The organism is Agromyces sp. NPDC058110 (assembly GCF_042884735.1).
Classification (GTDB): domain Bacteria; phylum Actinomycetota; class Actinomycetes; order Actinomycetales; family Microbacteriaceae; genus Agromyces.
Genome location: NZ_JBHVTI010000001.1, coordinates 528,809 through 541,919 on the forward strand (window position 1 = coordinate 528,809; position 13,111 = coordinate 541,919).

At 71.1% G+C, this 13,111-nt stretch carries 11 protein-coding genes; all 11 read right to left on the reverse strand.

All coding sequences use genetic code 11. The annotated features are described in order from the left end of the window. Position 1 precedes the first annotated feature (1 nt). Positions 2-4,528 (reverse strand): glutamate synthase large subunit, encoded by a 4,527-nt coding sequence (gene gltB / locus ACFVS8_RS02580; protein ID WP_387058155.1) that lies wholly within the window; start codon positions 4,526-4,528, stop codon positions 2-4. A gap of 160 nt (positions 4,529-4,688) precedes the next feature. Continuing rightward, on the reverse strand, positions 4,689-5,684 hold the full coding sequence (gene lgt / locus ACFVS8_RS02585) for a prolipoprotein diacylglyceryl transferase (RefSeq protein ID WP_387057270.1): 996 nt from the start codon (positions 5,682-5,684) through the stop codon (positions 4,689-4,691). A gap of 56 nt (positions 5,685-5,740) precedes the next feature. Beyond that, on the reverse strand, positions 5,741-6,526 hold the full coding sequence (gene trpA, locus ACFVS8_RS02590) for a tryptophan synthase subunit alpha (RefSeq protein ID WP_387057272.1): 786 nt from the start codon (positions 6,524-6,526) through the stop codon (positions 5,741-5,743). Then, on the reverse strand, positions 6,523-7,731 hold the full coding sequence (gene trpB / locus ACFVS8_RS02595) for a tryptophan synthase subunit beta (RefSeq protein WP_387057274.1): 1,209 nt from the start codon (positions 7,729-7,731) through the stop codon (positions 6,523-6,525). Before trpB ends, trpA begins: the two co-directional genes overlap by 4 nt. A gap of 1 nt (position 7,732) precedes the next feature. Further along, positions 7,733-8,503 (reverse strand): indole-3-glycerol phosphate synthase TrpC, encoded by a 771-nt coding sequence (gene trpC / locus ACFVS8_RS02600; RefSeq protein ID WP_387057276.1) that lies wholly within the window; start codon positions 8,501-8,503, stop codon positions 7,733-7,735. Between the two features lie 3 nt (positions 8,504-8,506). Next, on the reverse strand, positions 8,507-8,737 hold the full coding sequence (locus tag ACFVS8_RS02605) for a DUF6704 family protein (RefSeq protein WP_387057278.1): 231 nt from the start codon (positions 8,735-8,737) through the stop codon (positions 8,507-8,509). Between the two features lie 33 nt (positions 8,738-8,770). Then, positions 8,771-9,559 carry a Trp biosynthesis-associated membrane protein gene (locus ACFVS8_RS02610; RefSeq protein ID WP_387057280.1) on the reverse strand — a complete coding sequence of 263 codons (789 nt, stop codon included), beginning with the start codon at positions 9,557-9,559 and terminating at the stop codon, positions 8,771-8,773. Then, positions 9,556-11,082: an anthranilate synthase component I gene (locus ACFVS8_RS02615; RefSeq protein ID WP_387057282.1), complete on the reverse strand. Its 1,527-nt coding sequence runs from the start codon at positions 11,080-11,082 to the stop codon at positions 9,556-9,558. The genes ACFVS8_RS02610 and ACFVS8_RS02615 overlap by 4 nt, the downstream gene beginning before the upstream one ends. 12 nt (positions 11,083-11,094) lie before the next feature. Further along, the gene (gene hisI / locus ACFVS8_RS02620; RefSeq protein WP_387057284.1) at positions 11,095-11,472 is read right to left on the reverse strand and encodes a phosphoribosyl-AMP cyclohydrolase; all 378 of its coding nucleotides are present in this window, start codon (positions 11,470-11,472) and stop codon (positions 11,095-11,097) included. Further along, positions 11,469-12,230: an imidazole glycerol phosphate synthase subunit HisF gene (gene hisF / locus ACFVS8_RS02625; RefSeq protein ID WP_387057286.1), complete on the reverse strand. Its 762-nt coding sequence runs from the start codon at positions 12,228-12,230 to the stop codon at positions 11,469-11,471. Before hisF ends, hisI begins: the two co-directional genes overlap by 4 nt. A gap of 7 nt (positions 12,231-12,237) precedes the next feature. Further along, on the reverse strand, positions 12,238-13,080 hold the full coding sequence (hisG, locus tag ACFVS8_RS02630; protein WP_387057288.1) for an ATP phosphoribosyltransferase: 843 nt from the start codon (positions 13,078-13,080) through the stop codon (positions 12,238-12,240). Positions 13,081-13,111: the final 31 nt, after the last annotated feature.

Consider the following 13,111-nt stretch of genomic DNA (forward strand, 5'->3'; position numbering starts at 1 on the left):
CTCAGCCACCCGTCACCTCCAGGATTCGGGTCCAGACCACGTCGCCGTCGGGGTCGAGCCCCTCGTCGACCGCGCTCTGGCGGGTTCGGAGCACTGCGGCGTAGTCGCGCGGCAGCACCTTGGTGAAGCGCTCGAACGCGGCGTCGCCCTCGGCGAGCAGAGCGGCCGCCACCGTCGAGTCGGTGTTGGCCACGTGCTGCTCGAGCAGGTCGCGCACGATCTCGTGGTCGGCGCTGCCGAGCGGCAGCAGCTCGAGCTCGCCGGTCTTCAGCGATTCGATGTTCACGCGCTCGGGGCGCAGGCCGAGCACGTAGGCCGTTCCGCCCGACATGCCGGCTCCGAGGTTGCGCCCCGTGTCGCCGAGGATGAGTGCGAGGCCGCCGGTCATGTACTCGAGCGCGTGGTCGCCCACGCCCTCGACGACCGCGGTCGCCCCGGAGTTGCGCACCAGGAAGCGCTCGCCGACGATGCCGCGGATGAACATGCTGCCGCGCGTGGCGCCGTAGCCGATGACGTTGCCGGCGATGACGTTGCGCTCGGCGGCGAATCCGCTGTCGCGAGCGGGACGCACGACGATCTGCCCGCCCGAGAGCCCCTTGCCCACGTAGTCGTTCGAGTCTCCCTCGAGGCGCAGCGTGATGCCGCTCGGGAGGAACGCGCCGAGGCTCTGGCCTGCGGAGCCGTGCAGCGTGACGTCGATCGACCCGGTGGGCAGTCCGTGCTCGCCGTGGCGGACGGTCACCTCGTGGCCGAGCATGGTGCCGACCGCGCGCTCGGTGTTCTTCACCGGCAGCTCGATCTCGACGGAGCCGCCTGCCTCGAGCACGAGCGCACTGCGATGGATGAGCTCGTTGTCGAAGTGCTCGTCGAGCTCGTGGTCCTGCGTGCGGAGGTTGCGGCGCGGGTCGGAGTCCGAGAAGTCGGGGCCGACGAGCACGGGCGTCAGGTCGAGCCCGGACGCCTTCCAGTGGTCGACCGCGCGGTCGATGTCGAGCAGCTCGCGACGGCCGATGATCTCGTCGAGCGAACGGTAGCCGAGTTCGGCGAGGTACTCGCGCACCTCCTGGGCGATGAACTCGAAGAAGTTCACGACGAACTCGGGCTTGCCCGTGAACCGCTTGCGGAGCTCGGGGTTCTGCGTCGCGACGCCCACGGGACACGTGTCGAGGTGGCAGACGCGCATCATGACGCAGCCCTGCACGACGAGCGGCGCGGTGGCGAAGCCGAACTCCTCGGCGCCGAGCAGCGCGCCGATGATGACGTCGCGTCCGGTCTTCAGCTGCCCGTCGACCTGCACCACCACGCGGTCGCGCATGGCGTTCAGCATGAGGGTCTGCTGCGTCTCCGCGAGCCCGAGCTCCCACGGGGTGCCCGCGTGCTTCAGCGAGTTGAGCGGGCTCGCACCGGTGCCGCCGTCGTGGCCGGAGACCAGGATGACGTCGGCCAGGGCCTTGGCGGTGCCGGCCGCGACCGCGCCGATGCCCGACTGGCTCACGAGCTTGACGTGCACGCGGGCCTTGGGGTTCGCGCGCTTGAGGTCGAAGATGAGCTGCTTGAGGTCTTCGATCGAGTAGATGTCGTGGTGCGGGGGCGGCGAGATGAGGCCGACGCCCGCGGTCGCGTGCCGGGTGCGGGCGACCCACGGGTAGACCTTCGTCGGCGGCAGCTGACCGCCCTCGCCGGGCTTCGCGCCCTGGGCGAGCTTGATCTGGATGTCGTCGGCGTGCGTGAGGTACATGCTCGTCACGCCGAACCGCCCGGAGGCGACCTGCTTGATCGAGCTGCGGCGCTCGGGGTCGAGCAGTCGCTCGACGTCTTCGCCGCCCTCGCCCGTGTTCGACTTCGCGCCGAGTCGGTTCATCGCGATCGCGAGCGACTCGTGCGCCTCCTTCGAGATCGAGCCGTAGCTCATCGCCCCGGTCGAGAACCGCTTCACGATCGACTCGACCGACTCGACCTCATCGATCGGCACGGAGGGCCGGGTGCCGTTGCGCAGCGCGAACAGTCCGCGCAGCGTCATGAGCTCCTCGGCCTGCGAGTCGACGAGCGAGGTGTACTCGCGGAAGATGTCGTAGCGGCGGTTGCGGGTCGAGTGCTGCAGCCGGAAGACCGTCTCGGGGTTGAAGAGGTGCGGCGATCCGTCGCGGCGCCACTGGTACTCGCCGCCCGTCGCGAGCCGCTCGTGCGCACGCACGGCCGCATCTTCGGGGTAGGCGGCGCGGTGGCGCGAGAGGTTCTCGGCCGCGACGACGTCGATGCCGACGCCGCCGAGCTTCGAGACCGTGCCGGTGAAGTACTCGGAGATGAACTCCTGCGAGAGGCCGACGGCTTCGAAGGCCTGCGCACCCGCATACGACGAGATCGTCGAGATGCCCATCTTCGACATGATCTTCAGCACGCCCTTGCCGAGCGCGTAGATCACGTTGCGCACGGCCTTCTCGGGCGTGATGCCGGTGATGACGCCGGCGCGCACGAGGTCCTCGCACGTCTCCATGGCGAGGTACGGGTTCACGGCCGAGGCGCCGAAGCCGACGAGCAGTGCGACGTGGTGCACCTCGCGCACGTCGCCCGCCTCGACCACGAGCCCGACCTTCATGCGGGTCTCGGAGCGGATGAGGTGGTGGTGCACGGCCGAGAGCATGAGCAGCGACGGGATCGGCGCGAGGTCGGCCGTCGAGTCGCGGTCGCTCAGCACGACGAAGCGTGCGCCCTCGGCGATGGCCTCGTCGACCTCGACGCAGAGCTCGTCGAGGCGCGCGCGCATGGCCTCGGGGCCGTCGTCGACCCGGTAGAGGCCCTTGAGCGTCGTGGTGGTGCGGGCACCGCCGGAACGCGGGTCGATGTGCACGATCTTCGCCAGCTCGTCGTTGTCGATGACGGGGAAGTCGAGCGACACCTGCCGCGCGTGGTCGGCGCCCTGCGCGAGCAGGTTGTGCTCGGGGCCGAGAGACGTGCCGAGCGACGTGACGACCGCCTCGCGGATGGAGTCGAGCGGCGGGTTCGTGACCTGCGCGAACTGTTGCGTGAAGTAGTCGAAGAGCAACCGGGGCCGCTGGGAGAGCACGGCGACGGGGGTGTCGGAGCCCATCGCGCCGAGCGGCTCGGCACCCGTTCGCGCCATGGGCGCGAGCAGGATCTTCACCTCTTCCTCGGTGTAGCCGAACGTGCGCTGGCGACGGTTGACGGATGCCGGCGGGTGCACGATGTGCTCGCGCTCCGGCAGGTCGGCGAGGCGGATGCGGCTCTCGTCGAGCCAGTCGCCCCATGGGGCGGATGCCGCGAGGTCGGCCTTGATCTCGTCGTCCTCGATGAGCCGGCCGGCCTCGGTGTCGACGAGGAACATGCGTCCGGGCTGCAGGCGCCCCTTGCGGACGACCTTCGAGGAGGCGACCTCGAGCACGCCGATCTCGCTCGCGAGCACGACGAGGCCGTCGTCGGTGACGACGTAGCGGCCCGGGCGGAGTCCGTTGCGGTCGAGCGTCGCGCCGACGAGGGAGCCGTCGGTGAAGACGATGGCGGCGGGGCCGTCCCACGGCTCCATGAGCATGGAGTGGTACTCGTAGAACGCGCGCCGGTCGGGCGAGATCTCGGTCTGGTTCTCCCAGGCCTCGGGCACCATCATCATGATCGCGTGCGGCAGGCTGCGGCCCGCGAGCGTCAGGAGCTCGACGACCTCGTCGAACGAGGCCGAGTCGCTCGCCCCGGGCGTGACGATGGGCAGGATCGGGTCGAGGTCGCCGAGGAGCTCGGACTCGAGCTGCGACTGCCTGGCCCGCATCCAGTTGCGGTTGCCCTGGATCGTGTTGATCTCGCCGTTGTGCGCGATCATTCGGAAGGGCTGGGCGAGCGGCCACGACGGGAACGTGTTCGTCGAGTAGCGCGAGTGCACCAGCGCGAGCTTCGAGGCGAAGCGCTCGTCGGAGAGGTCGGGGTAGAACGGCTCGAGCTGGAGCGTGGTGACCATGCCCTTGTAGACCATGGTGCGGCTCGACAGCGACATGAAGTAGAGCTCGAGCTCGCGCTCGGCCCGCTTGCGGAGCCGGAAGGCGAGGCGGTCGAGCGCGATGCCCGAGAGGCGACGGCCCTGGTCGTCGACGGCCGCGGAGCGCACGAAGAGCTGGTGCACGGCGGGCATGGCGGCACGGGCGAGGGTGCCGAGCTCCTCGGGACGCACGGGTACCTCGCGCCACGCGATGATGTCGAGTCCTTCGGAGACCGCGATCGCACGGAGGGCCTGCTTGATCGTGGAGCGGTGGCTCGGGTCGACGGGCAGGAAGGCGTTGCCGACCGCGTACGAACCCTCAGCGGGCAGTTCGGCGTCGACCACGGCGCGGAGGAACGCGTCGGGGATCTGCGTGATGATGCCCGCGCCGTCGCCGGTGCCGGCGTCGGAGCCGATGGCGCCGCGGTGCTCGAGGTGGCGCAGCGCCTCGAGCGCGGTCTCGATGATGTCGTGCCCTGCGGTGCCGCGAAGGGTCGCGACCATCGCGAGCCCGCAGGCGTCTTTCTCGGCGGCAGGGTCGTACATGCCCTGGGCGGCGGGGATCGTTCCGAACCTCGCGAAGGGTGGAGTGAGCGACACGTGTGACCGTCCTCATCTACTAGGTGGCAGCGGGGGACGACATCGGCCCAGCGGAGAAAGGGCGACGCTAGGTGCGGCGTCGCTTCGGAGAACGGGGGCGGTGCGCCTAGGGGGTGGTGGACCTGTGCGTGCTTGTGGCCGCGGTCTCGCCCTCGGTGTTCTCGCTCTCGACCACGTCGTCGAGAGAGTCGGAGTCGGACTCAATGTCCGAGTCTAGCGCAGGGTCAGGACGCTTCCACTCACGGCCGGGCACGTAGGGGGTGGCCTCGGAACCGGTGTGGCGGCGGTACTGCACGATGAGCAGCACGATGCCCACGAGGATCGCCGCGAACGACGCCCACACGTTCACGCGGATGCCGAGGAACATCTCGCTCGGGTCGAGGCGGATCGACTCGAGGAACGACCGGCCGAGGCCGTACCAGATGAGGTACACCGCGAAGGCGCGCCCCCAGCGCATGTTGAACGCGCGCTCGAGGAGCAGGATCACGACGACGCCGGCGATGTTCCACGCGATCTCGTACAGGAAGGTCGGGTGGAAGAGCGTGCCGTCGGCGAGTCCGGCCGGGAAGGCGGGGTTGTCGGAGGAGATCTCGAGGCCCCACGGCAGGTCGGTCGGGGCGCCGAACAGCTCGTGGTTGAACCAGTTGCCGAGACGGCCGGCGGCCTGCGCGAGCAGCAGGCCGGGCGCGAGCGCATCCGCGAAGGAGAGGAAGCGGATGCCGGTGAACCTGCAGCCGATCAGCACACCGACGGCGCCGCCGATGAGGGCGCCGTAGATGGCGTTGCCGCCCTCCCAGATGTTCCAGATCGCGCCGGGTTCGAAGGGGTTCCAGACGTTGGCGCCCTCGTAGAAGTAGTCGGCCGGGTGCGTGAACACGTGGTAGAACCGCGCACCGATGATGCCGAGCGGCACCGCCCAGAGCGAGATGTCGAGCACGACGCCCGGTTCGGCACCGCGCTTGGTGAGCCGGCGCGAGGTGATGATGACCGCGAGGATGATACCCAGCAGGATGCAGAGGGCGTACATGTGGATCGTGAACGGGCCCACTTGGAAGGACTGCCACTCGGGGCTCGGGCTCGGGATGCTCAGCGGTGCGATCACGCGGACTGCTGCCTTTCGTCTGGGGCTTCGGCCACTCGGGCCTCAGTCAGCGTACTTCACTCGGAACGAGTGCCGCGCGCGAGGTCGGCGGCCAGCGCACCCGCGGCGGCGACCCCGCCTTCGGCCAGCGCCCGCACGAGCGCCGAGCCGACGATCGCGCCCTGCGCGTACTCGAGCACCTCGGCGACCTGGGCCGCGGTCGAAATGCCGACGCCGACGCAGCTGGCCTCGGAACCCGCCGCTTCGAGACGCCCGACCAGCGTGCGCGCGGCCGCATCGACGTCGGCGCGCGCACCGGTGATGCCCATGGTCGACACGGCGTAGACGAAGCCCCGGCTCGCCTCGATGGTGCGGGCGAGCCGCGCGTCGGTCGAGGTCGGCGCGGCGAGGAACACCCGGTCGAGGCCCGTGCGCTCGGAGGCGGCGATCCAGTCGGCGCCCTCGTCGGGGATGAGGTCGGGCGTGATGAGGCCCGCTCCCCCGGCTGCGGCCAGGTCGTCGGCGAACCGGTCGACGCCGTACTGCACGACGGGGTTCCAGTAGGTCATGAGGAGCACCGGGGCATCCACCCGCTCGGTGACCCGTCGCACGGCCTCGAAGCCGTGCGAGAGCTTGAACCCGTTCGCGAGTGCTTGCTGCGTCGCGGCCTGGATCACTGGGCCGTCCATGACGGGATCGGAGTACGGCAGCCCGAGCTCGAGCACGTCGACCCCGTTCTCGACGAGCGCGACGGCGGCCTCGACGCTCTCGTCGAGGGTCGGGAAGCCGACGGGGAGGTAGCCGATGAGCGCGCCGTTCGCCTCGTCGTTGCGGCGCCGGATGACGGGGGCGACCGTTCTCACTTGGCGTCCTCCTGGTCGTAGAGCTCGAAGTACTGCGCCGCCGTGTCCATGTCTTTGTCGCCGCGCCCCGAGAGGTTCACGAGGATCGTCGCGTCGGGGCCGAGCTCGCGACCGAGCTCGAGCGCGCCGGCGAGGGCGTGGGCTGACTCGATGGCCGGGATGATGCCCTCGGTGCGCGTGAGCAGGCGCAGCGCCTGCATGGCCGCGTCGTCGGTCACCGCGCGGTACTCGGCACGGCCGATGGCCGCGAGCCACGAGTGCTCCGGGCCGACGCCCGGGTAGTCGAGTCCGGCCGAGATGGAGTGCGACTCGATTGTCTGGCCGTCTTCGTCTTGGAGCATGTAGCTGCGTGCGCCGTGCAGCACGCCAGGACGACCCTTGCTGATCGTGGCGGCGTGACGGGGCGTGTCGATGCCCTCGCCGCCGGCCTCGAAGCCGTAGATCTTGACGTCGGCGTCGTCGAGGAACGCGTGGAAGAGCCCGATCGCGTTCGAGCCGCCGCCGACGCAGGCCGCGATCGCGGTCGGCAGCGACCCGGTGAGGTCGAGCACCTGCTGCCTGGCCTCCTCGCCGATGATCTTCTGGAAGTCGCGCACCATCTCGGGGAACGGGTGCGGGCCCGCCACCGTGCCGAAGATGTAGTTGGTGGTCTCGACGTTCGTGACCCAGTCGCGCATGGCGTCGTTGATCGCGTCTTTCAGGGTGCGCGATCCGGTCTTCACCGCGATGACCTCCGCACCGAGCAGGCGCATGCGCGCCACGTTCAGCGCCTGGCGCTCGGTGTCGACCTCGCCCATGTAGATCGTGCAGTCGAGGTCGAAGAGCGCGGCCGCGGTCGCGGTGGCGACGCCGTGCTGGCCTGCTCCGGTCTCGGCGATGACGCGGGTCTTGCCGATGCGCTTCGTGAGCAGCGCCTGGCCGAGCACGTTGTTGATCTTGTGCGAGCCCGTGTGGTTCAGGTCTTCGCGCTTCAGGATGATGCGGGCGCCGCCCGCGTGCTTCGCGAAGCGGGGCACCTCGGTGATGATCGAGGGACGCCCCGTGTAGCTGCGCCCGAGCTCGGCGAGCTCGTCGACGAACGCCGGGTCGAGCTTGGCGAGGTCGTAGGCCTCTCCGAGCTCGTCGAGGGCTGCGATCAGGGATTCAGGCACGAAGCGCCCACCGAAATCGCCGAAGTACGGACCGGTCTGCGCTCTGAGCGCCATGTCACACCGCCAGGAATGCTGAGAGGTTGGCCATCGGGTCGCCCGTGACGAGCGCCTCGCCCACGAGCACGACGTCGGCGCCCGCGGATCGGTAGTGCGCGACGTCCGCCGCGGACAGCACGGCGGACTCGGCCACGCGGATGGCATCTGAGGGGAATCGGTCGGCGAGCCGGCCGAAGAGATCGCGATCGAGGTCGAACGTCGAGAGATCGCGGGCGTTCACGCCGATGAGCCGGGCGCCGACCGCCTTCGCGCGCTCGAGCTCGTCGGCCGAGTGTGTCTCGACGAGCGGGGTCATGCCGAGCGACACGATCAGCTCGAACAGCTCGCGCAGGGTCGCGTCGTCGAGGGCCGCGACGATGAGCAGCACCAGGTCGGCACCGGCGGCTCGAGCCTCGAAGACCTGGTAGGCCGTCGCGATGAAGTCCTTGCGCAGCACCGGGATCGCCACGGCCGCCCGCACCGCCTCGAGGTCGTCGAGGGAGCCCTTGAACTTGCGGCCCTCGGTGAGCACGCTGACCGCGCTCGCCCCGCCCAGTTCGTAGGTGCGCGCGAGCTCGGCGGGGTCGACGATGCTCGCGAGGGCGCCGCGCGACGGGCTCGCCCGCTTGATCTCGGCGATGACCTTCACGTGCTCGGCCGGACGGAGCGCGTCCAGCGCGTCCAGCGCGGGAGCGCGATCGAGTGCCGCTCGCTCGACCACGTCGAGCGGGCGGACCTCACGGCGCGCGAGAGCGTCGGCGACCGAGTTGGCCGTCAGGTCGGCGAGCACGCGTCAGTGCGCCTTCGCGGCGACCTTGTCGCCGCCGACACCGTAGCCCGACCGGGCGAGCAGCCAGCCGACGAGGAGGCCGACGAGCACGATGCCCGCCGAGGCCCACACGAGCCACACGATCTCGAACCAGAAGGCGAACGTGCCGATGGTGAAGCCGAGCAGCATGATGATGACGGCGGTCCACGCCGCGGGCGAGTGTCCGTGGCCGGGGTCTGCGGTCTCAGTGCTCATGTTGCTCCTTCGTGCTGGGGGTTCGCCGCAAGTCTAGCGGCTGGGTTCGGTCGGGCTCTCACGCCCGTCGCGTGCGGCGTCATCTGCATCGCCGTGCTCGGAGGCGTCGGCGGCACTCTCGACGCCGCCGGCGACGGCGCCGCGGTCGTCGTCCGCGAGCCCGTCGGTCGGGTCGTCGCCGCGGCTGAGCTCGTCCCAGGCGTCGACGGCGCGATCGGACGCACGGCGCCTGGCATCGGTCTCGGGCAGTGCCTGCTCGGGCTCCCGCCCACTCGCGGCGCGGGACGCGGCATCCGCCTCGACGAGCCTGGTGGTCGAGTAGCGGCGCGAGGACCCGGGCCAGTGCGAGCCCGTCACGAGGGCCGCCGCTCCGGCGAGCACCACGAGCACGCCGCCGGCGACGGCGACCCACGGCCATGCGGTCGCGCTGACGGATGCCACGAGGGCCGCCGTCGGATCGGCACCGGCGACGCCCGTGGCATCCGTCACCGCCGGGGCGACGGACCCGACGGGATCACCGAGGGCGAGCGCGCTCGCCAGCACGACGGCCCCGCCGAGCAGCACCTGGATGAGCGCGAGCACGATGCGGATGACCGGGCCGGCGATCGCGAGGGCCGCGACGAGCGCGAGCCCGGCCAGGCCGAGCGCCGCGAGTGCGGGCGACGCCACGCCGCCGCCGACCGCGATGGGGTCGCCGCCGCCCTGGGTCGAGCCGTCGAGGATGCGGAGGTCGAACCAGGTCTGACTCCAGGAGAGCAGTGCGAGGCCGGCGCCGACGAGGCCCGTGAGCAGCGTCAGCGACTTCAGCCGCCCGCCGTTCACTGCACGCTCCGCAGCGCGTTCGCGACGGCCACCGCGCGCAGGGGCGCCGCGGCCTTGTTGCGCGACTCCTCGAACTCGGAGAGGGCGACCGAGTCGGCGACGAGCCCCGCGCCCGCCTGCACGCGTGCGACTCCCCCGCCGATGGTCGCGGTCCGGATCGCGATCGCGAGGTCTGCGTCGCCGCCGAATCCGAAGTAGCCGACCACTCCGCCGTAGAGGCCCCGCTGGGCGGGCTCGAGCTCGTCGATGATCTCGAGCGCACGCGGCTTGGGCGCGCCCGACAGCGTGCCGGCCGGGAACGTCGCGCGGAACACGTCGACGGCGTTCGCGTTCGGCGCGAGGTCGCCCTCGACCGAGGAGACGAGGTGCATGATGTGGCTGAACCGCTCGACGCGCATGAACTCGGTGACCTCGACCGAGCCGGCCAGGCAGACCTTCGCCAGGTCGTTGCGGGCGAGGTCGACGAGCATGAGGTGCTCGGCCTGCTCCTTCGGGTCGGCGATGAGCTCCGACTCGAACTCGGCGTCGGCCTCGGGGGTCGCGCCGCGCGGCTTCGATCCGGCGATCGGATGCGTGAAGACGCGGCCCTGCTGCACCTTCACGAGCGCCTCGGGAGACGAGCCGACGACGTGCACGGGCTCGCCCGCGGCATCCGTGACGTGCAGGAAGTACATGTACGGGCTCGGGTTGAGGGTGCGCAGCACGCGGTAGACGTCGAGCGGGTCGGCCGTCGCCTCCTGCTCGAAGCGCTGCGAGATGACGACCTGGAACACGTCGCCCTCGCGGATGTACTCGCGCGACCGCTCGACCGCGCCGAGGAAGTCGGCCTGCTCGGTGCGGTGCGTCGGGGTGGACGCCACGTCGAGGTCGATCGTGGCGAGGTGCGCCTCGCTCGGCCGCGAGAGCTCGCGCTGCATGCGGTCGAGCCGCTCCTGCGCCGCGACCCACATCGCGTCGGCCTCCTCGGCCCCGTCGTTCAGCACGGAGGCGACGAGCTGCACGGTGCCGGTGCGGTGATCGATCACCGCGAGCTCGGCCACGAAGCAGAACGCCTGGCCCGGGAACGCGTAGTCGGCCGGCGGGCGGTTCGGCAGGTGCTCGATCTGACGGATCGCCTCCCACCCGATGAACCCGACGAGCCCGCCCGTGAGCGGCGGGGCCCCGGGCACGTCGTCGGAGCGCCAGCGCTCGTACAGGGACTCCAGCGCCGCGAGCGGTGCGAGCCGTGCAGCATCGCCCAGGGCGCGGTCGGCGTCGAGGCCGAGCCCGTGGTCCTGCCACAGCACGCCGCCGTCGTGCTCGAGGAGCACGCCGTACGACGAGACACCGACGAAGGAGTACCGCGACCAGATGCCGCCCTGTTCGGCCGACTCGAGGAGGAACGTGCCCGGGCGGTCGCGTGCGAGCTTGCGGTAGATGCCCACCGGCGTCTCGCCGTCGGCGAAGAGCTCGCGCACGACTGGCACGACCCGTCGCCCGGGCAGCAGTGCTCGGAACTCGTCGAACGTGGTGGTGGCTGGCACTCGGGCTCCTCGTCAGTCGGCGGGCGGGAAGCCCGTGACGACCTCGAGCGGGTCGCCCACGAAACAGGTGCGGGTGCCGGTGTGGCAGGCCGCGCCGACCTGCTCGACGGTCACGAGCAGGGTGTCGGCATCGCAGTCGAGCGCCGCGGCGCGCACGTACTGCGCGTGCCCCGAGGTGTCGCCCTTGCGCCAGTACTCCTGCCGCGAACGCGACCAGAACGTGACGCGCCCCTCGGTCAGCGTGCGGCGCATGGCCTCGCGGTCCATCCAGCCGAGCATGAGCACCTCGCCGGTGCCCTCCTGCTGGATGACGGCGGGCAGCAGTCCGTCGCCGTTGAAGGCGGCCCGATCGAGGGCCGCGGTCACGGCGGTGTCGTTCGCATCGGTCATCGGACCGTCCTTCCGTCTGCCGCGAGGGCGGCCTTGACGTCGCCGATCGTGAGCTCGGCGTTGTGGAACACGGATGCCGCGAGCACCGCGTCGGCGCCGGCCGCCACTGCGGGGGCGAAGTGCTCGACCGCACCCGCCCCGCCCGAGGCGATCACCGGGACGCGCGACAGCTCGTGCATGAGCGCGACGAGCTCGAGGTCGAACCCGGCCTTGGTGCCGTCGGCGTCGATCGAGTTCACGAGCAGTTCGCCCGCGCCGAGCTCGATGGCGGTGCGCGCCCAGTCGAGCGCGTCGAGGTCGGTCTCGGTGCGCCCGCCGTGCGTGGTGACGACGAATCCCGATGCCGTCCGGGACGAGCGCTTCACGTCGAGCGAGAGCACGAGCACCTGGGCGCCGAACCGGTCGGCGATCTCGCCGATGAGCGCGGGGCGGGCGATGGCGGCGCTGTTCACGCCCACCTTGTCGGCGCCGTGGCCGAGCAGGCGCGCGACGTCGTCGTTCGAGCGGATGCCGCCGCCCACCGTGAGCGGGATGAACACCTGCTCGGCGACGCGCTGCACCATGTCGTAGGTGGTCGACCGGTCGTCGACGGTGGCGGTCACGTCGAGGAACGTCAGTTCGTCGGCGCCCTGCTCGCCGTACCGCGCGGCCAGCTCGACGGGGTCGCCCGCATCGCGGAGGTTCTCGAAGTTGACGCCCTTGACGACGCGGCCGCCGGCCACGTCGAGGCACGGGATCACACGGGTTGCCAGAGACATCCGCGCCTCACAACCTGGCGGCGTGGATCGCGCTCACGAGGATCGCGCGCGCGCCGATGGCGTAGAGCTCGTCCATGACGTGGTTCATGTCGTTGCGCGGGATCATCACCCGCACGGCGACCCACTCGGGATCGTGCAGTGGCGAGACCGTCGGCGACTCGAAGCCGGGGGCGGCGGCGGTCGCCCGGTCGAGGAGCGCGGCGGGCACGTCGTAGTCGAGCAGCACGTACTGCCGGGCCACGAGCACGCCCTGCAGGCGACGCAGCAGCGTCGCGGCACCGGGCTTCTCGGCACCCGAGCCGATGAGCACGGCCTCGGACTCGAGGATCACCGGGCCGAAGATGCCGAGCCCGGCCTGCCGCAGCGTGGCACCGGTCGAGACGACGTCGGCGACCGCGTCGGCCACGCCGAGGCGGACGGCCGACTCGACGGCGCCGTCGAGCTTCACGAGCTTCGCCGGCGTCACGCCGCGGCCCGCGAGGAACGCGCCGACGAGGCCCGGATAGCTCGTGGCCACGCGGACGCCCTCGAGGTCGGACAGGTCGGAGAAGGCGTCGGCCGGCCCGGCGAAACGGAAGGTCGAGTCGCCGAACCCGAGGGGCGCGATCTCGACGGCGTCGGAGCCGGAGTCGAGCAGCAGGTCTCGGCCGGTGATGCCGACGTCGAGCGCGCCGGAGCCGACGTAGGTGGCGATGTCGCGCGGACGGAGGTAGAAGAACTCGACCCCGTTTCGGGGGTCGGCGCTGTGCAGGTCACGGGGATCGCGGCGACCGGTGTACCCGGCCTCCCAGAGCATCTGCGCGGCGGTCTCGGACAGCGAGCCCTTGTTGGGCACGGCGATACGGAGCATGTCGGGGTCTTTCGTGTCGACGGGTCTGACG